The organism is Ancylobacter sp., from assembly GCF_965279025.1.
In the GTDB taxonomy this organism is placed as follows: domain Bacteria; phylum Pseudomonadota; class Alphaproteobacteria; order Rhizobiales; family Xanthobacteraceae; genus Ancylobacter.
The window spans coordinates 1,987,541-2,011,771 of the sequence record NZ_OZ257132.1 but is presented as its reverse complement, the minus strand read 5'-3'; the positions used below and the strand labels follow the sequence as shown (position 1 = coordinate 2,011,771).

The 24,231-nt window shown below is 68.2% G+C and carries 19 protein-coding genes; 8 read left to right on the top strand and 11 right to left on the bottom strand.

From position 1 onward, the window contains the following. The first annotated feature begins 18 nt into the window (after window positions 1-18). Together ACQY76_RS09265 and ACQY76_RS09260 are read left to right on the top strand one after the other, a co-directional pair. Entirely contained in the window at window positions 19-930 is a 912-nt protein-coding gene (locus tag ACQY76_RS09265; RefSeq protein WP_428032591.1) for a CobW family GTP-binding protein, read from the top strand. A 124-nt stretch (window positions 931-1,054) separates the two neighbouring features. Beyond that, window positions 1,055-2,260, top strand: a complete 1,206-nt coding sequence (locus tag ACQY76_RS09260; RefSeq protein WP_428032590.1) for a M14 family metallopeptidase — start codon at window positions 1,055-1,057, stop codon at window positions 2,258-2,260. Window positions 2,261-2,556: 296 nt separating this feature from the next. On the opposite strand, the gene ACQY76_RS09255 is transcribed toward ACQY76_RS09260, so the two are convergent. Beyond that, window positions 2,557-3,234, bottom strand: a complete 678-nt coding sequence (locus ACQY76_RS09255) for a TetR/AcrR family transcriptional regulator (protein ID WP_428032589.1) — start codon at window positions 3,232-3,234, stop codon at window positions 2,557-2,559. 250 nt (window positions 3,235-3,484) lie between these two features. Here ACQY76_RS09255 and ACQY76_RS09250 point away from each other — a divergent pair, with 250 nt between their 5' ends. From ACQY76_RS09250 to ACQY76_RS09225, 6 genes are all read left to right on the top strand, one after another. After that, window positions 3,485-5,656, top strand: a complete 2,172-nt coding sequence (locus ACQY76_RS09250; protein WP_428032588.1) for a TonB-dependent siderophore receptor — start codon at window positions 3,485-3,487, stop codon at window positions 5,654-5,656. Continuing rightward, window positions 5,650-6,804 carry an ABC transporter substrate-binding protein gene (locus ACQY76_RS09245; protein ID WP_428032587.1) on the top strand — a complete coding sequence of 385 codons (1,155 nt, stop codon included), beginning with the start codon at window positions 5,650-5,652 and terminating at the stop codon, window positions 6,802-6,804. Before ACQY76_RS09250 ends, ACQY76_RS09245 begins: the two co-directional genes overlap by 7 nt. Next, window positions 6,801-7,922 carry a DUF2218 domain-containing protein gene (locus tag ACQY76_RS09240; protein WP_428032586.1) on the top strand — a complete coding sequence of 374 codons (1,122 nt, stop codon included), beginning with the start codon at window positions 6,801-6,803 and terminating at the stop codon, window positions 7,920-7,922. The genes ACQY76_RS09245 and ACQY76_RS09240 overlap by 4 nt, the downstream gene beginning before the upstream one ends. Window positions 7,923-8,077: 155 nt before the next feature. Then, the gene (locus ACQY76_RS09235) at window positions 8,078-9,577 is read left to right on the top strand and encodes an FAD-binding oxidoreductase (protein ID WP_428032585.1); all 1,500 of its coding nucleotides are present in this window, start codon (window positions 8,078-8,080) and stop codon (window positions 9,575-9,577) included. 154 nt (window positions 9,578-9,731) lie between these two features. Further along, on the top strand, window positions 9,732-10,784 hold the full coding sequence (locus tag ACQY76_RS09230) for a transglycosylase SLT domain-containing protein (RefSeq protein WP_428032584.1): 1,053 nt from the start codon (window positions 9,732-9,734) through the stop codon (window positions 10,782-10,784). Window positions 10,785-11,140: 356 nt separating this feature from the next. Continuing rightward, on the top strand, window positions 11,141-11,977 hold the full coding sequence (locus tag ACQY76_RS09225) for an oxidoreductase (protein WP_428032583.1): 837 nt from the start codon (window positions 11,141-11,143) through the stop codon (window positions 11,975-11,977). Window positions 11,978-12,020: 43 nt separating this feature from the next. Here ACQY76_RS09225 and ACQY76_RS09220 read toward each other — a convergent pair whose 3' ends face one another. The 10 genes from ACQY76_RS09220 to ACQY76_RS09175 form a co-directional block, all read right to left on the bottom strand. After that, entirely contained in the window at window positions 12,021-13,475 is a 1,455-nt protein-coding gene (locus tag ACQY76_RS09220) for an NAD-dependent succinate-semialdehyde dehydrogenase (RefSeq protein ID WP_428032582.1), read from the bottom strand. Window positions 13,476-13,518: 43 nt separating this feature from the next. Next, window positions 13,519-14,514: a proline racemase family protein gene (locus tag ACQY76_RS09215; RefSeq protein WP_428032581.1), complete on the bottom strand. Its 996-nt coding sequence runs from the start codon at window positions 14,512-14,514 to the stop codon at window positions 13,519-13,521. 14 nt (window positions 14,515-14,528) lie between these two features. Continuing rightward, a complete protein-coding gene (locus ACQY76_RS09210) occupies window positions 14,529-16,226 on the bottom strand; it encodes a GMC family oxidoreductase (RefSeq protein ID WP_428032580.1) in 1,698 nt (565 codons plus the stop codon). 4 nt (window positions 16,227-16,230) lie between these two features. Continuing rightward, window positions 16,231-17,706 carry an aldehyde dehydrogenase family protein gene (locus ACQY76_RS09205; RefSeq protein WP_428032579.1) on the bottom strand — a complete coding sequence of 492 codons (1,476 nt, stop codon included), beginning with the start codon at window positions 17,704-17,706 and terminating at the stop codon, window positions 16,231-16,233. Window positions 17,707-17,729: 23 nt separating this feature from the next. Beyond that, window positions 17,730-18,737, bottom strand: a complete 1,008-nt coding sequence (locus ACQY76_RS09200) for a proline racemase family protein (RefSeq protein ID WP_428032578.1) — start codon at window positions 18,735-18,737, stop codon at window positions 17,730-17,732. A gap of 15 nt (window positions 18,738-18,752) precedes the next feature. Next, the gene (gene dapA / locus ACQY76_RS09195; RefSeq protein WP_428032577.1) at window positions 18,753-19,661 is read right to left on the bottom strand and encodes a 4-hydroxy-tetrahydrodipicolinate synthase; all 909 of its coding nucleotides are present in this window, start codon (window positions 19,659-19,661) and stop codon (window positions 18,753-18,755) included. Between the two features lie 108 nt (window positions 19,662-19,769). Beyond that, the gene (locus ACQY76_RS09190; protein ID WP_428032576.1) at window positions 19,770-20,591 is read right to left on the bottom strand and encodes an amino acid ABC transporter ATP-binding protein; all 822 of its coding nucleotides are present in this window, start codon (window positions 20,589-20,591) and stop codon (window positions 19,770-19,772) included. 13 nt (window positions 20,592-20,604) lie between these two features. After that, window positions 20,605-21,252: an amino acid ABC transporter permease gene (locus tag ACQY76_RS09185; protein WP_428032575.1), complete on the bottom strand. Its 648-nt coding sequence runs from the start codon at window positions 21,250-21,252 to the stop codon at window positions 20,605-20,607. A gap of 72 nt (window positions 21,253-21,324) precedes the next feature. Then, window positions 21,325-22,200, bottom strand: a complete 876-nt coding sequence (locus ACQY76_RS09180; protein ID WP_428032574.1) for a transporter substrate-binding domain-containing protein — start codon at window positions 22,198-22,200, stop codon at window positions 21,325-21,327. Between the two features lie 42 nt (window positions 22,201-22,242). Then, window positions 22,243-24,138: a proline racemase family protein gene (locus ACQY76_RS09175; RefSeq protein WP_428032573.1), complete on the bottom strand. Its 1,896-nt coding sequence runs from the start codon at window positions 24,136-24,138 to the stop codon at window positions 22,243-22,245. Window positions 24,139-24,231 lie beyond the last annotated feature (93 nt).

Below are 24,231 nucleotides of genomic sequence, written 5' to 3'. Positions count from 1 at the left end.
CCCGGTGCCCGCACGCCGGTGACCGTGATCACCGGCTTTCTCGGCAGCGGCAAGACCACGCTGGTGAACCATATCCTCGCCAACCGTCGGGGTTTGCGCGCCGCCGTACTGGTCAATGACCTCGGCGACGTCAATATCGACGCCGAACTGATCTCGTCCACCGAGGACGGTCTGCTGGAGCTCTCCAATGGCTGCATCTGCTGCTCGCTCGCCAGCGACCTGATGGACAATCTCGTGCAGATATTGGAGCGCACGCAGCCGGTCGATCACATCATCATCGAGACCTCCGGCGTCGCCGACCCGCTGCCGGTGGCGCTCACGGTGCTGGCCGCGCCCTTTCGCGAGAGCCTGAGTCTGAGCGGCATCGTCGCGGTCGCCGATGCCGAGCATTTCGGCAGCGACCTGTCAGATGTCGAGGTCGCCCGCAGCCAGATCGCCCATGCCGACATGGTGCTATTGAACAAATGTGATCTCGCCCGCGCGCGGGTATCGACCGTCACCTTGCGCCTGCTTGATCTCAATCCGCGTATCCGCATTGTCGAGACCGTACGAAGCGAGGCGCCACTCGACATTCTGCTCGACCTTCATGCCTTCGCGGCCGGACAGAAATTCGTCGCCTGGAACGAGCCAAAGCCGCAGCCCCTGGGGGCGCACGGCGGGTTCACCGCGGTTTCTTACGTGCGACAGCGTCCCTTCGCCCTGTCGCGCTTCCAGCGATTCCTCGATTGCGAACGTCCTGCCGGTCTGTTCCGGGCGAAGGGCTGGCTGTCTATCGCCGATCACGACATTCGGTATCTGTTTCACCTTGTTGGCGACAGGTTCGAACTGGAGCCTGCAGATGAGGCGCCAGACGGCAGCCGCTTGGTGTTGATCGGCCGCAACCTCGATGATGCGAGCCTGACCGCCGTCCTGGATGAGTGCCTGATCTAGAAGCGTCGGCGGCCGCACGCGAGCGGGCACCAGGCTGCGGCGCGCGCGGCTGCCTTGCACTCGGCGTCGCCGGGCGTAACCTTTCGTGCAGAAGGGCGGGCAAATCACAGGAAGGCTCCACGCCATGTCGAACAAGCCGCACGAGCGCCTCGATCGCCGCGACTTCATCATCGCCTCCGCTGCAACCATCGGCGCCTCCGCCGGGCTCGTCGCCCATGCTGCTTCCGCCAGCGCCGAGGGCTCCGCGCAAAACGCTGCCGGCCCGGCATCCGATCCTGCATCCGCAACCGTCTATACCGGCGATGTCATCCAGGGGAGAAAGGTCGTCAGCACGCTCGACGTCGATGATCTGGAGCCGGGGAAGAAGCATCAGCTGTATTTTCAGGGCGTCGAGATGCCCAGCGGGCAGCACTGGTATGTGTCCGTGACCGTCGCCAGGGGAGCTAGGCCGGGCAAGCGTGTCGTTCTGGTCAGCGGCGTGCATGGCGACGAGATGAGTTCCGTGCACACGGTCCAGACCGTGATGAACGGCCTCGATCCGGCCGAGATGTCGGGCACCGTCATGGCGGTTACCGACGTGTCCCGCCCGGCTATGGAGGGCCTGCAGCGCCGATGGCCCAATGCTGGCCGGGGCGCCGACCTGATCGACATGAACCGGGAATGGCCCGGCAATGAGAATGGCCTCACCGCGCCCAGCCGGCATGCCGGCCTGCTGTTCAAACGGCTGCTGCAGCCGAACGCCGATGCCGCCATCGACTTTCACACCGGGACGACCGGGTTCGAGGTCGCCGCCTTCAACATCGCCGGCATGGACGTGCCCGAGGTCAAGGCGATGGTGGAGCTTTATCCGGTGAGCCAGGTCTTCGACAATCACGTCTATCCCGGCGTGCTGCACAATGCCTTCATGGATGTGGGCATCCCCGCCTTCACACCGGAGATCGGTGCGGCGCGCGTGCTGGACCTCGACATGATCGCGCTGTTCGTGGAGGGCACGATGAATGTCCTCAAGCATCACGGCATCGTCGCCGGGCCCATGGGCCGGACGGGCAAGGACGTGAGCGTCTTCGTCGGCAACAGCGCCTTCCCGATCCTGGCGAGCGAGGGCGGGATCGTCGAGCATCTGGTCAGGCTCAACGACAAGGTGGAACCCGGACAGAAGCTCGCCATCCAGCGCAACAGTTTTGGCGACGTGGTCGCCGAATACACCAGCCAGGTGGCGGGAGAGGTGACCGGCCAGCGTAGCGATGCGATGGCCGAGCCCGGCAACCCCCTGGTGTTCATCCTGTTCCACAAGGATGCACCGGACAAAGGCGAAACTTATCCCGAGTGAGGGCTTCGAACTCCCGGGCGGGTTATCCAGGATGCCCGATGCGGCACCCTGCGTAGAACGCAACGGCACGGACAGCACGTTGACCGCCGGTTCGGCGCCCGAAGGCGGATTCTGCAGGCTCACGCCAGGGCACCATCCGTTGAGTGCCCGTCTGGCCGAGGATGCCTCCACCCGTGCGCACCGCATCGCGCTCAGCGCCGCCCGCCGGCAGGGTTGCACCGGGCGGGCCCAGGCCCGTGCGAAGATCGCCCCGCCCGGGCGGGCGGGCGGCACATCCGTCACCCTGCCTTTGACGGTCAGCCGATCCTGTCGCCTGACCGTTCCGGCACCGGCGACGCTACGCCCGCCATCAGCCATTCGCACACGGCCTCGAAATGCCGGTCGAGTTGCTGCGGTTCCTCGTAACGAGCGCCGCCGAGCAAGGCGTCGGCCGTGGGGATGGCCACCAGGCTGTAGATGAGGTGGGCGGCGATGTCCTCCGGGTTGCCCGCCCGCAGCACGCCGTCCGCCTGCGCCGCCGCGACCGTCTCGACCAGGCGCGCCATGAGCGGATCGGGCTGCGAGGGAACGGCGCCCGATTTCTCGAACACCACGGCCTCGCTGAAGGTGATGCGCTTCAGCGCGATCAGTTCCGGCTCCATGTTGATGGCGAGGAAGGTGCGCAACAGTCCTCTCAGGCGCTCCCTCGCCCCGCCCTCGATCGGTGCCAGTTCCTGAAGCCGCCCCAGTGCGCGCGCACGTGCCTGTTCGACCACCCCCTGGAACAGCGCCACCTTGGACGGGAAGCGCCGATAGATCGTGTCCTTGCCGGCGCCGCAGAGCGCGGCGACCTGATCGATCGAGGTGCCGGCAAAACCTCGGGAGGCGAACAGGCGGGTCGCCGTCTCAAGGATGCGCTCGACCGGCTCCTGCGCGTTCCCCCGCGTGGGACGACCGCCGCGTGGCCCCCGAGGCGGCACCTTTCGTTCGACCATGTACTCCCCCTTGCCGATCGCCCTGACATGGGCGATGCGACGACATGCGGCGACAACGTCCCATCGCACATGCCGCTCTTTAGCGCCAACTGCAACCCATTCCAATTCTAATCTACTGATAAATCACATGAATAAACTGGACGGGATCGTCCCGTTTAGATATCTCCGAAGCCTGTTGAAGTCGGGCTCTCCGGGTGTGCGCCGCGCCTCGGGCGGGTCGTTCTGGCGCGAAGGGGTCCAAGAGGACATGATGATCCAGCACAGTATGTTCGGGCGGCATCACGCCGTATCCATCGGCGCGTTGCTGGTCGCCATGAGCGCGGCCTCAAGTGCCGCCTGGGCCCAGGAGCCCGCCATACAGCTCGACACCGTGACGGTGGTCGAGGACGGCACCGCGCCCACGGATACCCGCGACACCCTGCTGCTCAGGCGCAGCGCGACGGCGACCCGCACCGACACGCCCGTTCTGGAGACGCCACAATCGGTGACCAGCGTCACGCGGCGCCAGATGGACGAGCAGAACCCGCAAACCGTCAGCGAGGCGTTGCGCTACACGGCCGGCGTGCTCTCGGATCGCGACACCAATGGCCGCTACGATTCCATCTTCATCCGCGGGTTCGGATCGTTCGGCACCGCGACCAATTATGTGAGCTTCCTCGACGGTTTGAAGCTGCCGCGTGGCCAGGCCTTCGCCCAGACCGCCATCGACCCGTTCCTGCTCGACCGCATCGACGTGCTGAAGGGCCCCTCGGCCGTGCTCTATGGCGCGGTCAGCCCGGGCGGCATCGTCAACCAGATCAGCCGCGCGCCCTCCGCCGAGCCCTATAATGAGCTTCGCCTCGAAGGGGGGAGCTATGGCCGCCTCCAGGGCGGGCTTACCTCGCGGGGCGCGCTGACCGAGGACGGCACGTGGCAATACAGCTTCAGCGCCATCGGACGCCAGTCGGGCACGCAATATGACGATGTCGACGAGGAGAGGATCGGGGTCGCGCCGGCGGTGACGTGGCAGCCCGACGCCGACACGTCGCTGACCCTCTACAGCTATTATCAGAAGGACCCGGACGGTGGCTATTTCAACTCGCTCTACGCGCGAGCGCTGGCGCCGGCGGCCTACCAGCCCTTGCTCGACCGCGATCTGAATATTGGCGACCCCGCCTATGACTCGTTCGAGCGCGAACAATACGGCATCGGTTACAAGTTCGAGCATCGCTTCGACGCGCTGCTGACCTTCCGGTCGAGCCTGCGCTATTCCCATGTCGACGTCGACTTCCAGTCGCTGCAGATGGCCGGCCCGATCACCTCGGCCGGGCTCATTCCGCGCTATGCAGTGAAGTCGATCGAAGATGTCGGCGGCATCTCTTCCGACAATCACGCGCAGCTCGATTTCGCCACCGGCGCGGTCCAGCACAAGGTGCTGCTCGGCGTCGACTACCAGAATTCAACGAGCGGGTGGGAGTACCAGATGGGCGCGGCGACGCCGCTGAACGTGGTGTTTCCGCAATATGGCCAGCCCGTCGGTCCGCTCGCGACCGTGATCGACAGCGACCAGTCGCTCTGGCAGGCGGGCCTCTATGCGCAGGACCAGCTCAGCTTTGGCGGCTTCCGCGCCGTGCTCGGCGTGCGGCACGACTGGCTGCAGCAGGACACCGACAACCTGCTGGCCGCCAGCTCTTCGCAGCAGGAGAGCGAGGCCACCACCTACCGCGCCGGCCTGCTCTACCTGTTCGACAGCGGGCTGGCTCCCTATGCCAGCTACTCCACCTCGTTCGAACCGGTCATCGGCGTCGATGCCGACGGCGCGCCTTTCGTCCCCACCACGGCCGAGCAATATGAAGTCGGCCTGAAATATCAGCCGCAGGGGATGGACGCGCTGTTCACCGTCGCCGCCTTCGACATCCGCCAGCAGAACGTGCTGACCCAGGACGTCATTCCCGGCTTCAATGTCCAGCAGGGCGAGATCCGCTCGCGCGGGCTGGAATTCGAGGCGCGGGGCAATGTCACCCGCAATCTGGAGGTGATCGCCGCCGTGACGCTGCTCGACACCACCATCACCCAGTCGACCGTCGCCGCCGATATCGGCAAGCACCCGCAGGCGGTGCCGAACTATTTCAGCTCGTTCTGGGCGGGCTACACCTTCGACACGGGGGTGCTGCGGGGCCTGATGGTCGGCGGCGGCGTGCGCTTCGTCGGTTCGAGCTATGCCGACAATGCCAACACCCTGAAGGTCGACGGCTACACGCTGGTCGACGCCGCGCTGCGTTATGATTTCGGCGTTCTCGACCAGAGGTTTCAAGGCCTGCAGGGCACGCTCAACGTCACCAACCTTCTCGATGTCGATTACTATTCCAGCTGCAGCTCGGGCTATTACTGCCAGTTCGGCAATGGCCGGCTCGTCCTGGCGGGCCTGCGCTACACATGGTAGCCGGCGCGCGGCTGAACCGACGCGGCTTCTGCGCCGCGCTGGCGCTCGGTGGCCTGCTTGCCGCACGACAGGCGGAGGCGGCGCTCGCAGAGACCGCCCTGACCGTGACCGACATGGCGGGCCGCGTGGTATCGCTGCCCGCGCCGCCCCGGCGCATCATCCTGCTGGAAGCGCGGGATATCCTCAGCATGTCCGTGCTGCACGCCGACCCGGCGGCGCTCGTCGTCGGCTGGGCCGCCACCGAGCGGATCGACAGTGCGGTGCTGCAAGCGCGGATGCAGCGGGGGCGCCGCATCGACACCGTCGGCCAGATGACCGCCGATTCGATTTCCCGCGAGAAGATCGCCGCGCTTTCGCCCGATCTCGTGGTGGCGAACCTCTTCATGGCGCCGGAGGGGGCGCGCGACCCGCTGGTGCAATGGCTGGAGCACAACGGCATTCCGGTGGTCTTCAGCGATGCGTCCAGCAACGCGCCTGACGCGGGGGCGGGAAGCGGCCGGGATCTGCGGGCTTATCTGCGGATGTGGGGAGAGCTGCTCGGCGTGCAGGCGAAGGCGGACGATTATGCGGCGTTCGTCGACCGGCGCCTTGCGGAGGTTCGGCATCGTCTCGTCGGCGCCGCGCCCGTCACCACCTATCTGGAAATCCAGTCGACCGTCGATGACTGCTGCTGGGCGGCGGGCAACCGCATCTGGGGCGACCTGCTTGCGCGTGCGGGTGGCCGCACCCTGCCGGCGGTGACGGCGCCCTGGTTCCAGAAGCTGCATCTCGAATATCTCATCAGCACCCCGCACGAGGCCTACATCGCCTCCGGCGGCGGCTGGGCCGCCGGCGGCCGCCCCGCCATCGCGCCGGGGCTCGATCCGGATGCCGCGCGCAAGGCGCTGGCGCGCCTCGCGGGCCGCACCGGCTTCGACCAGATGGCGAGCGTGCGCAACGGCCGCGTGCACGCCATCTGGACCGGGTTGATCGGCGTGCCGCCGCTGAATGTGCTGTTCGTCGAGGTCGCGGCAAAATGGCTGCACCCGCAGCGCTGCCGCGACCTCGATCCCGCCGCGACGCTGTCGCAGATCAATGACCGCTTCCTCAGCCAACCGATCGACGGCCCGCTCTGGATCTCGCTGCACGAGAAAGAGGGCACGCCATGATGCCGCCGGCGGAGCCGCGTCTCTACCGCGCCACGGCAAGCGTCAACTTTCCAAGGCTCGCCCAATTCCTCGACCCGATCCTCGCCGCCATCGCCACCCACGACATGCGCGTCGAAGGCGAGGATGGGGCCTATGAAATTACCGGCCCCTTCGGGCGTGCCCGCCTCGACGCGCGCCCCGGCCTGCTGCGGCTCGCGGTGGAAACACCCGACCCCACCGCCTTCAACCGGCTGAAGCATGCGCTGGTCGGGCCGATCAGCTTCATAGCCGCAAGCGAAAAGCTCGATATCGTCTGGAGCGGCGACCAACTCGGTCCCGCACCTCCGGATGACCTGCGCGTGCTCGAGGTCGCGCAGGTGGAGGCGCTGACCCCACGCATGCGCCGCATCGTCTTCAAGGGCGCGAATCTGGCGCGCTACGACCGCCCGGACCAGCTCCATTGCCGGCTCATCTTCCAGCCGAAGGACGTTTCGGCGCCGCAATGGCCGGTGCTGGATGATCGCGGCCATGTGCTGTGGCCGCAGCAGCAGAAATTAACGACGCGCGTCTACACGCTCCGCAGGATCGACGCCGCCGCGGGCGAGATCACCATCGACTTCGCCTTGCACGCGCGGCCCGGCCCGGCGACGCGCTGGGCGCTGGACGCGGCGCCCGGGGATATTGTCGGCATATTGGGACCCGCCGCCAATGGGGTGAAGCCGGCGGATTTTTATGTGCTGGCCGGCGACGAAACCGGCCTTCCCGGCATTGCGCGCCTTCTCGAACAGCTTCCCGCCACAGCGCGGGGTACGGCGTTCATTGAGGTCGACAATCCGGGCGAACAGCCGCCGCTGGCCCATCCCCCCGGAGTCGAGCTGCGCTGGCTGCATCGTGCCGGCGCTGCCCCCGGCACCACCGCCCTGCTCCCCGACGCGGTACGATCCGTCGCGTGGCCGGCCGATCCAGACCGCGCCTTCTTCTGGGGTGGCTGCGAGCACAAGGCCTTCCGGCAGATCCATCGCTATCTGCGCCGGGAGGTCGGCCTGCCGGCCGCGCGCCAGACGCTCTATTCACACTGGAACCGCACGCTCAGCGAAGAAGACATCATCGCCATCGGCGCCGACGCCTATCTGCCCTAGATCGCCTTCCACCCGCCCGGCCCGCGCCTGCATTGTCCGCCCCACCTGTGGCGCGCGGGCTGAGCGCGGCGAGCAGGGTGGGGTCCTCGCGGCGCGGTCAGAGAAAATTCACCGACGACCGTGTAAGCTGAGCCCATTGTCTGGGGGCTTCAGCGATGGCGACGACTTTTTCCCGGCGCGGATTTATCGGCGCAGGCGCTGCTGCGGGCGCGGCGCTTGCGGCAGCGCCGAACGCAGCTTTCGCCCAGTTCGCGATCAACGCGGGCGATGGCGGCCTGCCGGCGCTCGCGCGCGACATGCAGGGCCGGCTTCTGCTGCCGGACGACTACGCCTACCGCTACAGCGCCCGTTCCAACAATGCCCGCTACGACAATGTGCTGCCGCGCGCCATTGCGCTGTGCGCCTCGCAGGGCGACGTCGTGCGGTGCCTGCGCTGGGCGCGCGACAATCGCGAAGTGTTCGCGGTGCGCTCCGGCGGTCACTCCTATGCCGGCTACTCGACCACGCCGGGCTTGCTGATCGATGTGCGCGCCCTGCGCCGGGTGAGCGTCGATCCCGGCGAGCAGACCCTTACCGTGCAGGGCGGCGCCACCAATCAGGACGTGGCCAACGTGCTGAGCGCCTTTCCGTTTGCCATCCCGTCCGGCCGCTGCCCGACGGTCGGCGTCACCGGCCTGACGCTCGGCGGCGGCTGGGGCTTTGCCAGCACGCATGCCGGGCTGACCTGCGACAGGCTGCTGTCGACCGAGCTGGTGCCGGCGAGCCTCGAACCGATCACCGCCAGCAGCGAGACGAATGCCGACCTGTTCTGGGCCCTGCGCGGTTCCGGCGGCGGGAATTTCGGTATCCATACGAGCCTGACCTATCGCATGGTGCCGGTGCGGGAGGTGACGGTCTTCAACATCGTCTGGCCGGCGCAAAAGCAGGTCGAGCTGATGCTGGCGCTGCAGGACCTGCAGCTCAACAACCCGCGCGACATCTCCACGCGCAGCAAGGTCGCCGCCGAACAGGCCGGGGCTTTCCCCGGCCGCGACCAGCTGGCCGCACAGACGCTCGGCCTGTTCTACGGCCCGGAGAGTGCCTTCCGCGAGCTGATCCAGCCGCTGTTCCGCCTGCTGGAGCCGGCGCGCGCCTATATCAGGCAGATGAGCTACTGGGAGGCGCGCGACTATCTGGTGACCGACGACCCCGAAGGGTTCTTCGACGTCCGCTCGAGCATGGTACGCGAGCAACTGGCCGCCGATGCCCTGGAGGCGTCGCTGTCCTGGATGTCGAAATGGCCGGGCGGCGCGATGCGGCAGACGAATATGGGAATTCTGTTCGCGATCGGCGGCGCGGTCGGCGACAAGAAGCCCGACGAGACCGCCTATGTGCATCGCGGGTCCAACTTCATCTTCGAGATGGAGCGGACCTGGTCGCCGCTGGATCCGCCGCAGCTGGTGGAGCAGCAGGCCCGGTGGCTCGACGATTACTTCGCCGACATGCAGCGCTTCGTGCTCGCGCGCTCCTATGTGAACTTCCCCGACCGAACGCTGAAGGACTGGCAGCAGGCCTATTACGGCGAAAACCTCGCGCGGCTGAGCACCGTGAAGCGTCGCTACGACCCGGATAACCTGTTCCGGTTCGAGCAGAGCATCCCGCTGTCGCCGGCTTGAGCCGGACGCTGCGGGCCGCCGCCTGTAGGCGGGTGCCGGGCACATGCTCCGGGCGGTAGCCAGCCCGCGCAGGGCGACGCGGCGAGAGCGGCGTTTTCGACCTTGGTTAATTGTGCTACGCAGCGGCGTGAGATCGCGAGCGGCACAGCAACGAATGAACCGAAGGCTACGCGCGGGCGCGCTGCCGGCGCTGGTGGGCGCCGTGGTTTTTGGCGCCCTGCCGGGCGCATCGCCGGCATGGGCGGCCTCTGCCCCGCAGCCCGTGGCGCCGGCCTCGACCCGGTCGTCGAACGGGTCTGCCACGACGCCGGCCCAGCCTGTCGCGCGGCCAGCCGACAAGACCATTCGTGCCGTGCTTCTCACGCCCCTCCCCCATGCGCGGGCGGATCTGGTCGCTCCCTCCTATGCCAGCTGGGTGACCGTGCCGCATGACGCGCCGCCCGGCGGGTGGCTGGTGGTGAAAGGCGAGGTGGCGACTCGGATCGAGACGTCGCATCGGGTGACCACGATCGCGCTGCCGGCGCGGAGATCCGCCGCCGCCTCCGCTGCTGCCGCCGCGCCTTCCGATGTGCCGTCTCCCGTTCCCCTGCCGCCGAAACGTCTTGCGGAGATCCGCAGCACGGTCATGCCGGCGGTGGCGCCGCTGCCGCCGCCGCGCCTTTCGGAGACGGCACCCGCCACGGCTCTGGCCATGGCCGCGCCGGAGCCCCAGCCGGACCTCGTGGCAGCGGTGCCCGACATCGTTGCCGACATCGAGGCCGACACCCCGCAGGAGGACGCTGCGGCGCCCATCGATAACAGCCCCGAGCCCGCCAGCAGCCGGCCGACGGCCGAGCGGGCACCTGCGCATATCGAGGCGCTGATCCAGCGCCACGCGGAACGCTTCGATGTGCCCGCGACGCTTGTCCGCCGCGTGGCCTGGCGGGAGAGCAAGTTCGACCCGAGGCAGCGCCACGGGCCCTATTGGGGATTGATGCAGATCCGCGTCGACACGGCGCGCGGCCTCGGCTTCCGCGGCTCGCCGACGGATCTGCTCGACGCCGACACCAACATGACCTACGCGGTCGCCTATCTCGCCAATGCCTATCGCGTCGCCGGGCGGGACGAGAAGCGGGCGGTGACGCTCTATGCCAAGGGTTATTACTACGAGGCCAAGCGCAAGCGGATGCTGGATTCGCTGATCCGCACGGCCGCCGCCGAGCGCTAGCGGCGAGGCGCCGCTGCAGCTACAGCGCCGGGAACGCACCGTGATCTGTCAGAGCCAGCGCGCCCTCTCTGCTCCGCCAGAGCGATGATGGCATGGCCATCATCCGTCAGAATGAAACCGTCGGCCGTTCTCTGAAAAGCGCATGGCGGTGACCTGTTCGAGCGCCCGAAGGCGGCGCCCAGCGTGCCGGCACGGCTATGGTCGCCCCTGACAGAAATGAACGGAGATCGTACGGTACTGTCAGTTACCGAACAAATCCAAACGCCTACATTCGCCTCATCCCCATAGCCGGCGCGCGCGCCGGCCGTTGTTTGCGTCGGCTTCCGCCGCGCGCCATTCCGATGAAGGAGAATATGATGAAAACCTGGCTGATTACCGGATGCTCGTCCGGATTGGGCGAGCAGCTTGCCGAGGCCGTGGCCGCACGCGGCGACCGCCTCGTCGCCACGGCGCGTTCGACAGATGCGCTGCAGCAGCTGTGCGCGCGCTATCCCGACACGGTGCGCAGCCTCGCGCTCGACGTCACCGTGCCCGGTGCCGCCGCGAGGGCGGTCGCGTTGGCCGAAAGCGCGTTCGGGGGCCTGGACGTCCTGGTCAATAATGCCGGCTTCGGTTTCATCGGCGCGATCGAGGAGGGCGAGCCCGCCGAATATCGGCCGATGTTCGAGGTGAATCTCTTCGGCCTGATCGAGACGACGCGGGCCGCCCTGCCGGCACTGCGCAAGCGCGGCGGAGCCCGCATCGTCAACCTGTCCTCCGGCGCCGGCATCGCCGGTTCGGCGGGTTTCGGCTTCTACAATGCGAGCAAGTTCGCGGTGGAGGGCCTGTCCGAAGCGCTCGCCGACGAACTGCGTCCGCTCGGCGTGCGCGTGATCATCGTCGAGCCCGGCCCCTTCCGCACCGCGTTCCTCGGCCGCTCGATGAACGCCGCGGCGCGCGAGATCGCCGCCTATGCCGAGACGGTGCCGGCGCGACGTCGCTACCGCCAGACCAATGACGGCCGGCAGGCCGGCGACCCGGCGAAAGCCGTCGCCGTCATGCTGCAGGCCGTCGATGCCGACAACCCGCCGCTGCACCTTCCCATCGGGCCGCGCGCCCACGCGATAGCGGAGCACAAGCTGGACGCCTTCCGGGCCGACATCGCCGCCTGGCGCGACATCTCCATCGCGACCGACTTCGACACGCCCCGTTAGCAGCCTTGCGGTGATCCGCCGCCGCGCGGGTCCGCCGGGGACGTCAGAGCGCCGCCAGTTCGCTGACGAACTTGGTGCGCAGGAAGGCGTCCAGCCCCTCGATGCCGCTCTCCGAGCCGTAGCCGGATTCGTTGACGCCGCCGAAGGGCGTCTCCGGCGTCGACACCGCCATGTGGTTGACGCCGACGAGGCCGGCATCGAGCGCTTCCTCGGTGCGGGCCGCCAGCGCGCCCGAGCGGGTGAAGACGAAGGAGGCGAGGCCGTAAGGCAGGGCGTTCGCCCGCTCGATCACCTCGTCGAAGCCGGCGAACGAGGTGATCGGCGCGATGGGGCCGAACGGCTCGGTCGACATGATGGCCGCATCGGCCGGCACGTCGGCCAGCACGGTCGGCGCGAAGAAATGGCCGTGATTGCCGATGCGCCGTCCGCCCAGCTTCAGCTCGGCGCCCTTGGCGACGGCGTCGTTCACCAGTTCTTCCATGACGGCGAGGCGGCGGCGGGCGATCATCGGGCCCATCTGTGTGCCGGCATCGAGGCCGTTGCCGACCTTCAGCACCGACGCCAGCTCCACGAAGCGCTCGACGAAAGGCTGGTAGAGCTGCTCATGCACGAAGAACCGCGTCGGCGAGGTGCAGACCTGCCCGGCATTGCGGAACTTGAACGCCACCAGCGTGCGGGCCGCGAGATCGAGATCGGCATCGCCATGCACGATCACCGGGGCATGGCCGCCCAGTTCCATGGTGCAGCGCTTCAGCGTGTCGGACGCCAGCCGCTGCAACTGCTTGCCCACCGCCGTGGAACCGGTGAGCGTCACCGCCTTCGGGATCGGCGAGGAAATCAGCACCTTGCTCACATGGGCGGGCTCGCCGAACACGACATTGAGCACGCCCGCCGGCAGCCCGGCCTCCTGGAAGCAGCGGGCGATGGCCACCGCCGTGCCGGGCGTCTCTTCCGCCGGCTTGATGATGATCGAGCAGCCTGCGCCGAGCGCGCCGGCGATCTTGCGGATGACGTTGGAGGACGGGAAGTTCCAGGCGGCGAAGGCGACGACGGGACCCACGGGCTCCTTGAGCACCATCTGGCGGACATTGGCCATGCGGGCCGGCACGATCCGGCCATAGGCGCGCTTGCCCTCCTCGGCATACCAGCGGGTGGCATCGGCGGCGAACTGCACTTCCGGCACCGCTTCGCCCAACGGCTTGCCGTTCTCCAGTGTCAGGAGGCGGCCGATGCGCTCCTTGCGCACCTCGATGAGGTCCGCCGCCTTCATCATCAGCGTGTAGCGCGCCTGCGCGGTCATTGCCTTCCACAGCTTGAAGCCGCGCTGCGCGGCCTCAAGCGCGCGGGCGAGATCGGCGTCGGAGGCGTGCGGCACGGTGCCGAGCGCCTCGCCGGTAGCCGGGTTCTCCAGCACCTCGCTCCTGCCGTCGGAGCCCTGGCACCAGACGCCGTCGATCAGCAGCTCGATGGTCTCGTCATAGGCGGAATGGTCGGTCATCAATGGTCTCCTGGGCCCGGGGAGTGCGGGCCGAATGTTGGCCTCAACGGCAGAGAAAGCCGTCCGGCAGGGGGTCGCTGTCGGCGAGTGTGAAGCGATGCTCGCCGGTGATGTGAGCCAGGCCGACGATGTGCGGCTGGATGGCGCCGGCCCGCCCCTCGATGGCGCGGGCGGTGGCGGAAAAGTCGACACCGAGAATGTTGCGGGTGCGGATCGGCTGGTCGAGGCCGATCACGCCGCGCGCCACCAATTGGGCGAGGCGGGCGGAGGAGCCGGTGCCGCAGGGCGAGCGGTCGAACTTGTTGGATTCCAGCACCACCAATTGGCGGCTGACCACGCCCTTTTCGTCGAACTGCGTCTCATAAAACAGGATCGAGTCGATGGGCTCGGAAGCGCCCGCCACGCCGCCCTCGCGGATCAGGGCGTTGAGCCGGGCCTTCAGCGCGGCGCCGGTCGCCATGGCGTGCAACACACCGTTCGGCGTCAGCTCCACCCCGGCCGCGGCGGCCTCGATGAGGCCATACCAATTTCCGCCCCACACCACATCGGCCGAGACGCTCACCCCGCCTGCCGCCAGCGGCACATCGGCGGCGGCCACGTGGGCGGGCACGTTCTCGAAGGTGACGGCGGCGACGGCACCACCAACGCGGGTGACGCTGACGGTGATGATCCCCGCCGGCACTTCCAGCGTGAAGCGGCTCTCCGGCTGGTCGGAAGGGCCGATAAGGCCCATATGGTCGAGCGTGACGGCGAGGCCGATGGTCGCGTGGCCGCACATCTCCAGATATTTGTAGCTGCCGAGGAAGAAGGCGCCGAAATCGGCGACCCGGCTCTCCGTCATCACCACGCCCACCATCGCGGCATGGCCGCGCGGCTCGTGCAGCAGGAAGGTCCGCAGCGGGTCGAAACGGGCGCGGAAATCGTCGCGCCGCGCGGCGACGCTGTCGCCATGGAGGACGGGCACGCCGCCCGTCACCACCCGGGTCGGGTGTCCCGCCGTGTGGCTGTCGATGGTCGAGATCCAGCGCCGGATCGCCATGTCGTTCCCCTGTCCTAGCGGCCGGATTTGATGGCGTCGGCGATCTTCTCGCCGGCCATGATGGTGGTCAGCATGGTGTTGGCGCTGATCACCGCCGGCATGATCGAGGCGTCGACCACGCGCAGGCCCTCGACACCGATGACCCGTGCGGCGCTGTCGACCACGGCGCGGCGATCGTCCGGGCGGCCGATCCGGCAGGTGCCGGACGCGTGCCAGCTGCCGCAGGCGTTTTCCATGATCCAGTCGCGCAGCGCCTGCGGGTCGCCCATCATCTCGCGCGCCTTGAGGCCGGGCGTGATGATGTTCTCGATCATCAGCCGGCGGGAGAGCGGGCCGGTGCCCATGATTCCCGCCGCCATCAGCGTCATGAACCAGTTCTTGCGGTTCACCGCGCCGAGCTTGCGCACCCGCTCGGAGAAGGTGGCGGGGAAGACATTGTCGATCACCCCGTCCATGGCGGGATCGGACACGATGCCCCACAGGCGGTGCATGCCGTCCTCCAGCCGCTTCAGGTCGCGCTCGTCGGAAAGCTGGCGGAAATTGACGAAGGGCGCGGTCGCCGCGTCGCGTCCGCGCAGCCGCACCTCGCCGGTCGAATAGGGCCGGTTCACGCAGACCAGGATCGAGGCGAGCCGCCGCCCCAGCGGGTGCCAGGCTGCGCGGTTGGAGGGCAGCACGAACATGTCGCCCGGCGTCGTCTCCGGCAGGCCGGACGTGTAGCGGTAGCCGATCTGGATATGGCGGCGCTGGGTCGCGGGCAGGCGGGCGGATTTCGGCAGATAGGCCGCGAAGGCCACCATCGGGTGGTCCTGCAGGTTCTGCCCGACGCCGGGCCGGTCGGCGCGCACCGCGATGCCGTGCTCGCCCAGATGCGCGGCATCGCCGATGCCGGCGCGCATGAGGTACGCCGGGGTCTGCAGCGCGCCGGTGGAGAGGATGACCTCGCGCGCGCTCAGCGTCAGCGGCCCCTGCGGGCCGACGGCGGTGAGCCCGGTGACGCGGCGCCCCTCGAACAGCAGATCCTTCATCTCGGTATCGGCGAGAATGGTCAGGTTTGGCCGCGCCCGCACCTCGCGGGTGAGATAGGCGCGGGCGGTGGAGACGCGCTCGCCCTTCACATTGTTGATGGTCATCGGGAAATAGCCGTCGTCGAAGACGCCGTTATGATCGCCGATATTGCGGATGCCCTGCTTGTCGAACACGCCCGCGACGGTCTTCGCGAAGGGCGACCAGTCGCTCTCGGGAATGCGGCGCAGCGGCAGGGCGCCGTGGCTGCCATGCATCTGGCTGTCGCCGAAATCGAGATCGGTCTCCAGCTTGCGGAAATAGGGCAGCACATCGTCCCAGCCCCAGCCCTCGGCGCCGGCTTCCCGCCAGTGGTCATAGTCCCAGGGCACGCCGCGAAAGGCGAACTGGCCGTTGATGGAGGTGCCGCCGCCCATCACCCGCGCCTGCTCGTAGCGCCGGCCTTCGGCCCCCGGCTTGGGGTCCCGCAGATGAATGGCGAGGTTCTGCCAGTGATAGAGCCGGTTGAAATAGGCGACGATCGGGTAGGCATCGAGCGTGTCGGCGGGCTCGGCGCCGGGGGGCGTGTCCGGCCCGGCCTCGACCAGCGCGACCTTCAGGTTCGAGGCTTCCGACAGCCGGCTGGCGAGGACGGCACCCGCCGCGCCGCCGCCGACGACGATGTAGTCATATGCGTGTTCGGACATGTTCTCAGCCGTGATTGAGCCAGACGGTCTTGAAGCGCAGGAAGCCTTCAAGCCCCGCGCGCCCCATCTCCTTGCCGAAGCCGGAGCCGGAAAAGCCGCCCTGCGGGGTGGCGAAATCGGGCTGGCGGCCATGGCCGTTGACCCACACCGTGCCGGCATTGAGACGCGCCGGCAGGGCGAGCGCCTTGGCGGCGCTGGTGGTGTAGAGGCTGGCGGCCAGCGCGTAGCTGGGGTGGCTGGCCATGGCCAGCGCTTCGTCCTCGTCGTCATAGGCGTAGACGGACAGGACGGGACCGAAGAATTCCTCGCGGAAACCCACCGATGTATCCGGCACGCCGGCCAGCACGGTGGGCTCGACATAGGCACCGGCGTTCATGTTGGCGCAGCGCCGGCCGCCGGTGAGGATGGTGGCGCCATTGGCCACGGTTTCGGCGAGCATGGCGTCGATGCGCGCCGCCTGCTTCTCGCTGATGATGGGCGGAAGGCTCGCCCGCGTATCCCAGGTGGCGCCGGCCACCCGCGCCTGCGCGATGCCGATGATCTTCGCCGTCAGTTCGTCCAGCAGGCGGCGCGGCGCGATCAGCCGCGTGCCGGCGGTGCAGACCTGTCCGGCATTGGCGAGGAACCCGCCGGCGATGGTGGCGGCCAGCGCGTCGAGATCATGCGCGTCGTCCATCACCAGCTGGGGCGTCTTGCCGCCGAGTTCCAGCGTCAGCGGCTTGGTGCCGGTCATCGCCGCATCGGCCATCACCCGCGCGCCGGTGGCGGAAGAGCCGGTGAAGGTGATCTTGCCCGTCAGCGGATGCCGCACCAGCGCCGAGCCGGTGGCGCCCGCGCCCTGCACCACGTTGAACAGGCCGGCGGGCAGGCCGGCCTCGATAGCCAGCTCGGCGATCCTCACCGCCGAGGACGGGGTGAGCTCGGATGGCTTCAGCACCACCGCATTGCCGGTGACGAGCGCCGGGGCGGACTTCCAGATGGCGTTGATGGCCGGGAAGTTGAACGGCGCGATGGAAGCGATGACGCCGTAGGGCTCGGGCTTCAGGAAGGTGGTGCCGCTGTTCGCACCGGCGATCAGCGTGCCCTCGATCTTGTCGGCCCATTCGGCGAAATAGCGCACCGCGCCCGCCGCGCGGACGAGGTCGCGGGTGATGACGTCGGCCACCGGCCGGGTCGTCGTCGCCGCTTCCAGCCGCCCCAGCTCGGTGCGCCGCGCGTCGATGAGGTCGGCCCACGCCTTGAGCACGCCCGCCCGTTCCAGCGCGGTGGCGCTGGCCCAGCCGGAGGCGGTGCGGGCCCCGGCGGCGTTGCGCATCGCCTCGTCCACCAGCGCCTCGTCCGCCGCCCGGATGGTGCCGATGGGCGCGCCGTCCGAGGGACGAAGGAGCGCGATCTCCGCGCCGTCGCCGGCGACGCGACGCCCGCCGATCAGATGATCGGTGATCGCGGTGACGCCATTCGGGTCGAAATCGTGGGACATGAGCCTCTCCTGAACCCGGTTCCTCAGACGCCCGTGAGGCGGAAGCCCTGCTGGAACGGGTCGTTGGGGTCGAGGAAGAAGTTGAAGCTGCCGGTGAGATAGGCCGAGCCGGTCACCGTGCAGCGGATCGCCGGCAATTCGCCGACCCTGTCTTCGCCATGGATCGCGCCGGTGAAGACGGTGTCGAGAATGCCGGCATGGCGGAAGGTGTCGCCGACCTTCAGCTCGCCCTTGCCGTGCAGCATCGCCATGCGCGAGGCGGTGCCGGTGCCGCAGGGCGAACGGTCGATGACGGTGGGCGGGCAGACCACGACGTTCTTGCCGTCGAAGCGCACCCCGTCGCCCTCGCCGACGATCTCGATCTGATAGATCTCGTTGACATGGGCGAGCGTGGGGTGCTGGACGGGAATGTCCTTCAGCCCGGCGCGCAGCTCGGCGGCGGCGCTCACCAGCGCCCAGGCATTGTCGGTGGTGAGGTCGAGGCCGAGGTCGGAACCCTTGACGATGAGGTAGAAATCGCCGCCGAAGGCGATGTCGGCGCGCACCGTGCCGAAGCTCTTGGTCTCCACCCGCACGTCGCGCTGGTAGAGGAAGCTGAGCGGCATCTCCAGCGTGACCGAGACGGCGCGGCCGTTCTCCACCTTCACCCGCGCCGGCACCACGCCGGCCGGCGTGTCGAGCCGCACCAGCGTTTCGCCTTCCTGCGCGGTGATGTAGCCAGCTTCCACCGCGATGGTGGCGACCGCCATGGCGCAATGACCGCACATCGGCGGATAGGTGTCCGGCTCCAGGATCAGCATGCCGATATCGGCATCCGGCGAACAGGCCTCGGTCAGCACGGCGGCCGGCATGTTGAACGAGCCGCGCGGCTCGAACAGCACAAGCTGGCGCAGCCAGTCGCGGCTCATGAGGTCGGCCCGCTTCTCCACCATGGTGGCGCCGCGGATCGGCCCGAAGCCGGAGGTGATGAGGCGGAGCGGGCAGCCGGCCGTGTGTGAATCGATGCCCTGGATGATGCGGGTACTGCGCATAATAGATGTGTCCGTTCAGGCGAGCGTCTGGAGGGTGGCGGCGACGTCGGCGTCGGCGAGGATCTTCGCCACGCTGGCGAGCTGGGCGTCGGTGAACGGCAGCAGCGGCTCGCGCGGGATGCCGACCGGCTGGCCGAGCGTGTTCATCGCCGCCTTGATGCCGGCATAGAAGCTGCCGGTCTTGAAGCAGCGGTAGATGGCAAACAGCGCCGGCTCCAGCCGGTCCGCCGTGGCGGTATCGCCAGCCGCGCAGGCGTCGAAATAAGCGCGCACGAGGCGGCCGGACAGCTGGTGCGCCATGGCGACGACGCCGACGACGCCGAGCGGGAGCGCCGAGCGGATCATCGTCTCGTAGCCGACGAACACCGCGAGCTCGCCCTTCACCTTCTGGCACAGCTCGGCGACCTGCTGGATGTCGCCCGAGGAATCCTTGATGGCGACGACGTTCGGAATCTCGGCGAGCCGGGCGACGAGATCGGGCGTGATGTTGACGCCAATGCGCACCGGGCTGTTGTAGAGCATCACCGGCAGGCCGGAGGCGGCGCAGATGCGGCGGTAGAAGTGCTCGGCCTCGCGCAGGTCCGGCTTGGAATAGATCGGCGGCAAGGCGAGGATGCCGTCGCAGCCGGTGGTCTCGGCGGCCTTGGTCAGCTCCAGCACCACGTCGGTGTGCAGGTCGGAGACGCCGGCCAGCACCGGCACGCGGCCGGCCGCGACCTTCACCGTCGCCTCGAACAGCTTCACCCGCTCGGCCACGCTCATGGCGTAGAACTCGCCGGTCGAGCCGCAGACGATGAGCCCGTCGGCGCCATTGGCGATGTTCGCCTCGGCAAGCTCTTCATAGCGCTTGAAGTCGATGGGCCCCTCGGGAAGGAAGGGCGTGACGAGGACACTGTGGATGCCCTGCCAGTTGGTCTTGCTCATGTGCGGTCTCGGCTTCTGAACTTGTGTGTCGGGACAAAGCGGGGGCGTGGCACGCCGCGGTGGCATGCGAGAAAGAGCGGAGATCGGGGGGAGACGCCGGCCGGCGCGTCAGTTCTGCAGCAGCGGGCGCATCAGTTCGGCGGTGGCGTGGAAGCGGTTCACGAAGGTGCGCACGCGCTCATTGGTGGGGTGGAGCAGAACCTCCTGCGGGGTGCCCTGCGCGCAGATGGCGCCCTGGTCGAGGAACACCACGCGGGTGGCGACCTCCAGCGCGAAGCCGAGCTCATGGGTCACCACCAGCATGGTCATGCCCTCGCGGGCCAGCGTGATCATGGTGTTGAGCACCTCGCCGACCAGTTCCGGGTCGAGCGCCGAGGTCGGCTCGTCGAACAGCATCAGCGCGGGGCGCATGTTGAGCGCGCGGGCGATGGAGACGCGCTGCTTCTGCCCACCCGAGAGCCGGCCGGGCATGCGGTCGGCGAAGTCCGACATGCCGACCTTGGCGAGAAGATCGAGGGCGCGGGCGCGGTTGCTGGCCTCGCTCTCGCCCAGCACGGTGCGCGGGCCTTCCATCACATTGGCCAGCACGTTCATGTGCGGGAACAGGTTGAACTGCTGGAACACCATGCCAACGCGGCTGCGCATGGCGGCGACGTCGCGGCTGCTGGTGCGGGCATTGTCGCGCCCGTCCGGCGCCCGGTCGAAGATCGTCGAGCCATCGATGGCGATACGGCCGGAGCTGGGATGTTCCAGCAGGTTCACGCAGCGCAGCAGCGTCGTCTTGCCGGAGCCGGATGAGCCGAGCAGCGCCACCACTTCGCCGGGATAGACAGTGAGGTCGATGCCCTTGAGCACCTCGTGCGAGCCGTACGACTTGCGCACGTCGCTCACCTCGACCAGCGGCGCGGCATCGTTGGGGGAAAGTGTCATGGTGCGCGCCCTCTCACTGCGAGTTCATCTCGAGCCGGCGCGCGAGATAGTTGGAGGGGATGAGAATGACGAGGAAGATGAGGCCGACCACCGTGTAGACCTCCATCGGGCGGTAGGTGAACGAGGACACGTAGCTGGCCTGATACAGCAGGTCCGGCACCGTCAGCACCGAGAGCAGCGTGGTGTTCTTCATCTGGATGATGGTCTGCCCCGCCAGCGGCGGGATCATCTGGCGGAAGGCCTGCGGCAGGATGATGCGGCGCATGGCCTGCCAGGAGCGCATGCCCAGCGCCTTGGCGGCATCGGCCTGTCCATGGTCGAGCGACTGGATGCCGGCACGCAGGATCTCGGCGTAATAGGCGCCGCCATAGAGGCTGAGCGCGAGGATGCCGGCGGCCTGCTTGCTGATGTTGATGCCGGCGAAGATCGGCAGCGCGTAATAGCTCCACAGCAGCCAGACCAGCAGCGGCACGTTGCGGAAGAACTCGACGAACAGCCGCCCGACGACGCGCAGCGCCTTGACCGGCGAAAGCTGCACCAGCGCGACCAAAAGCCCGATGACCAGCCCGAGAACGCAGGTGATGACCGTGTACTCGAGGGTGACGATGAGTCCCCAGGCGAACAGATGGGCGTTCTGGGTGATGACGGACCAGTCGAACACGACGCGGCAACCTTGCGTATCGGGGAGAGGGTGCCCCGGTGCCGGCGGCGGAGGCCGGCACCGGGAGCGGCGTCAGAAGTTGAACTCGGGCGGCAGCACGGAGAGGTCGATGCCGCGCTTCTCGAAGGTCTGCCGCAGCTTGCCCTGCGCGAGGCCGAGCGCGCGCTGCTGGTTCACCCAGTTGGTGAGCCAGTTCTCATAGCCCTCATTGCCCTCCTCGCGGCGCATGCCGATGGTCGCCGGGTTGAGCAGCATCGGGCTGGGCAGCACGATCTGGCCGTTGATCTGCTTGGAGACCTCGATGGCGTCGAACACGGCGAGGATCATCGCGTCGGCGCGGCCGGCCTGCAGCTCCATGACGCCGAGCGAGCGATCCTCGACCGGGGTGATGGTGGCCTTGGGGGTGAGCGATTCCGCCACCACCTGCATGGTGCCGCCCTTCTGCACGACCAGACGCACGGCGGGATCGTTCAGCTCGGCCCAGGTCTTCTTGGCGAAGCCCGGCTTGGTGACGATGGCCCAGGCGTCGGTGAACAGCGGCACGCTGAGATAATCGACCACCAGCCCGCGCTTCGGGTTGGGGTTGAGGCCGAAGGCGATGTCGATCTTGTTGGCCTGGAAATCAGCCGCGAGATTGCCCCAGGTGGTTTCCACCGGCACGACCTTCACGCCGAGCAGCGTGGCGATGTCGTTGGCCCAGTCCACATAGAAGCCGCTCCACTCGCCGGTGTTGCGGTCGCGGACATAGCCCGGCTCCTCGCCGATCATCACCGGCACGCGCAGTTCGCCGCTCTTGCGGATGCGGTCGAGCACGAGGTTCGGATCGGCGGCGAAGGCGGACTGGAAGGTCGAGAGCGCCAGAACGACGGCGGCCACGAACAGCAGGACGAAGCGTCGGAATGCAAGGCCGGCGGCCGGGGACGGCCGGATGGACGAGGCGGTGATCATCGTCGGTTCCCTAGTTCTCTGGTTTGGTAGTGGGGCGTGGGCCTATCTCAGGAAGCCGCTGCCGAGAGGATCGCCCACCTCCTGGATGAGCGTCGCCACGGCCTTGAGGTGCGCGCGTCCCGTGATCCGGGTCGTGACCGCCACGGCGCCGCCGGCACCCTGGGTCGTCGTGATGAGTTCGCCGGAAAGCTGCCCGCCGAACAGGCTGACGGCCTGAAGCCGCGTGCCCGGCGTGGCCGTCCCCTCGGCGCCGCGCAGCGCCAGCAGGCAGGCAAGGCCGGCGACACCCGGGGAGCGGTCGAATTTCTGGCGGTCGATGGCGAGGAACTGGCGCACCGTCCCGTCCTCGCCGGCGCCGTGGAACAGCACGCAATCGATGGCCGGCTGCGCGCCGCGCCGACGCGGCAGCGCCTCGTTCAGATGGTGGCGCAGCGCGTCGCCCACGGCGAGCAGATCGTCGATACCGCTCACATCGAGCCGCAGCCCGGCCGCGTCGGCGTCGACGAGGGCGTAGCAGTCGCCGCACATGGCGATGGACACAGTGAGATCGCGCCCGGCAATGCGGGCATGCCGGCCGGTTTCCGCGACGATGGCCGGCGGCATTTCGAGTGCGATGGCATCCGCATCACCCTCGATCCCGACATGCACGGCGAGGATGCCGTCCGGCACCTCGATGGTGAAGCGCTTGTGGCGCGACAGGCGGCCAAGGGCACGCAGCGCCGCCGTGTAGCCCATGATGGCGTGGCCGCACAGGCCGGGATAGCCATAGGACGAGATGAAGAAGGCGCCGAAATCGGCGGCGCTAGAGGCCACCGGCACCAGGCCGAAGGCGCCGGAATGGCCGCGCGGCTCATGCAGGAGCATGGGCCGGAGGCTGTCATAGCGCGCGGCGAACTGGCGGGCCTTGCCGACGACGCTGTCGGCGTCCAGCCCTTCCAGCGGCTCGATCAGAATATGGGTGGGGTGCCCCTCCGTATGGGTCTCGATGACGCGGAAGGTGCGGGCGCCCGGCGGCAGCTCAAGGCTCAGCGCGCCCTCGCCAATGCCGCTGCCGAGACCGGCGCCGAGGCCCAGCCGGCGGTCGCTCTTCTCGAAGCTCATGGTCGAGAGGCGGTCGCTGTCGGTGTTGATCCACAGCACCTTGGCCGGCACGTCGCCGGTGTTGCGCCAGCGATGGGCGATGCGGCTGTTGAAATAGGCGCCGTCGCCCGGATTCAGCACCTCGGCGTCGCGGTCGGCGAGGGCGAGTTCGAGCGAGCCCTCCAGCACGTAGATCAGTTCCTCGCCCTCATGGGCGTAGAAGCCGTCGCTCTCGCGGTCGGGGTCGATGGTCCACACCTCGGCGTCCATCATGCGCTGGGAGACGGTAAGCTGCTCGATGATGACGCCAGGACCGAAGGAGCCGACGATGCGCCCCTGCCCGTGGCGCACCACCGGGAAGTCGCGCCCCTTGGTGCCGCCCAGCAGTTCCGCGAGCGTGCGGCCGAACACCTCGGCGATGGCATTGAGCCGCGCCGGCGAGAGAAAGGCCACGCCGCGCTCGAACATGCTGAGATGCGAGGAGGCGATGTCGGTGCGCTCGGAGAGCTCGCGCAGCGACATGCCGGCCTCCTGGCGCAGGCTGCGTACGCGCGCGCCAATATGATTGAAAGCGGCAACCGGCGCCGTCTCGCTCTCCGGCGCGGCGGTGGCCTCCTCCTCGCTTTCGAGGAAGCGGCGAATACCGGACAGGCTTTGGCCCTCGACGCGGCGCATGCGGTCGATGCGGCGGATGCGCTCGATATCCGCCTCGCCATAGGAGCGGTGGCCGCCGGACGACTTGTTGGGCGTGAGCAGCCCCTGGTTCTCCCAGGAGCGGATGGTCGAGACCGCGACGCCCGTCACCTTCGCGACGTGACCGATCGAGAACGGGAAGCGCGTGGCGGCGGCCTGGGTCATGCGATCTACATACCGACTATAGATATAGCGAACATGCGCAGACGGTATGTCGATTTATTGAACGAGTCAATCGAGCCGCAACGCCGCCGATCC

Bases quoted from the DNA above. Each gene is read 5' to 3' on its own strand.
- ACQY76_RS09260 (WP_428032590.1), top strand. From the start codon at position 1,055: ATGTCGAACAAGCCGCACGAGCGCCTCGATCGCCGCGACTTCATCATC.
- ACQY76_RS09255 (WP_428032589.1), bottom strand. From the start codon at position 3,234: ATGGTCGAACGAAAGGTGCCGCCTCGGGGGCCACGCGGCGGTCGTCCC.
- ACQY76_RS09250 (WP_428032588.1), top strand. From the start codon at position 3,485: ATGATCCAGCACAGTATGTTCGGGCGGCATCACGCCGTATCCATCGGC.
- ACQY76_RS09245 (WP_428032587.1), top strand. From the start codon at position 5,650: ATGGTAGCCGGCGCGCGGCTGAACCGACGCGGCTTCTGCGCCGCGCTG.
- ACQY76_RS09240 (WP_428032586.1), top strand. From the start codon at position 6,801: ATGATGCCGCCGGCGGAGCCGCGTCTCTACCGCGCCACGGCAAGCGTC.
- ACQY76_RS09235 (WP_428032585.1), top strand. From the start codon at position 8,078: ATGGCGACGACTTTTTCCCGGCGCGGATTTATCGGCGCAGGCGCTGCT.
- ACQY76_RS09230 (WP_428032584.1), top strand. From the start codon at position 9,732: ATGAACCGAAGGCTACGCGCGGGCGCGCTGCCGGCGCTGGTGGGCGCC.
- ACQY76_RS09225 (WP_428032583.1), top strand. From the start codon at position 11,141: ATGAAAACCTGGCTGATTACCGGATGCTCGTCCGGATTGGGCGAGCAG.
- ACQY76_RS09220 (WP_428032582.1), bottom strand. From the start codon at position 13,475: ATGACCGACCATTCCGCCTATGACGAGACCATCGAGCTGCTGATCGAC.
- ACQY76_RS09215 (WP_428032581.1), bottom strand. From the start codon at position 14,514: ATGGCGATCCGGCGCTGGATCTCGACCATCGACAGCCACACGGCGGGA.
- ACQY76_RS09210 (WP_428032580.1), bottom strand. From the start codon at position 16,226: ATGTCCGAACACGCATATGACTACATCGTCGTCGGCGGCGGCGCGGCG.
- ACQY76_RS09205 (WP_428032579.1), bottom strand. From the start codon at position 17,706: ATGTCCCACGATTTCGACCCGAATGGCGTCACCGCGATCACCGATCAT.
- ACQY76_RS09200 (WP_428032578.1), bottom strand. From the start codon at position 18,737: ATGCGCAGTACCCGCATCATCCAGGGCATCGATTCACACACGGCCGGC.
- dapA (WP_428032577.1), bottom strand. From the start codon at position 19,661: ATGAGCAAGACCAACTGGCAGGGCATCCACAGTGTCCTCGTCACGCCC.
- ACQY76_RS09190 (WP_428032576.1), bottom strand. From the start codon at position 20,591: ATGACACTTTCCCCCAACGATGCCGCGCCGCTGGTCGAGGTGAGCGAC.
- ACQY76_RS09180 (WP_428032574.1), bottom strand. From the start codon at position 22,200: ATGATCACCGCCTCGTCCATCCGGCCGTCCCCGGCCGCCGGCCTTGCA.
- ACQY76_RS09175 (WP_428032573.1), bottom strand. From the start codon at position 24,138: ATGACCCAGGCCGCCGCCACGCGCTTCCCGTTCTCGATCGGTCACGTC.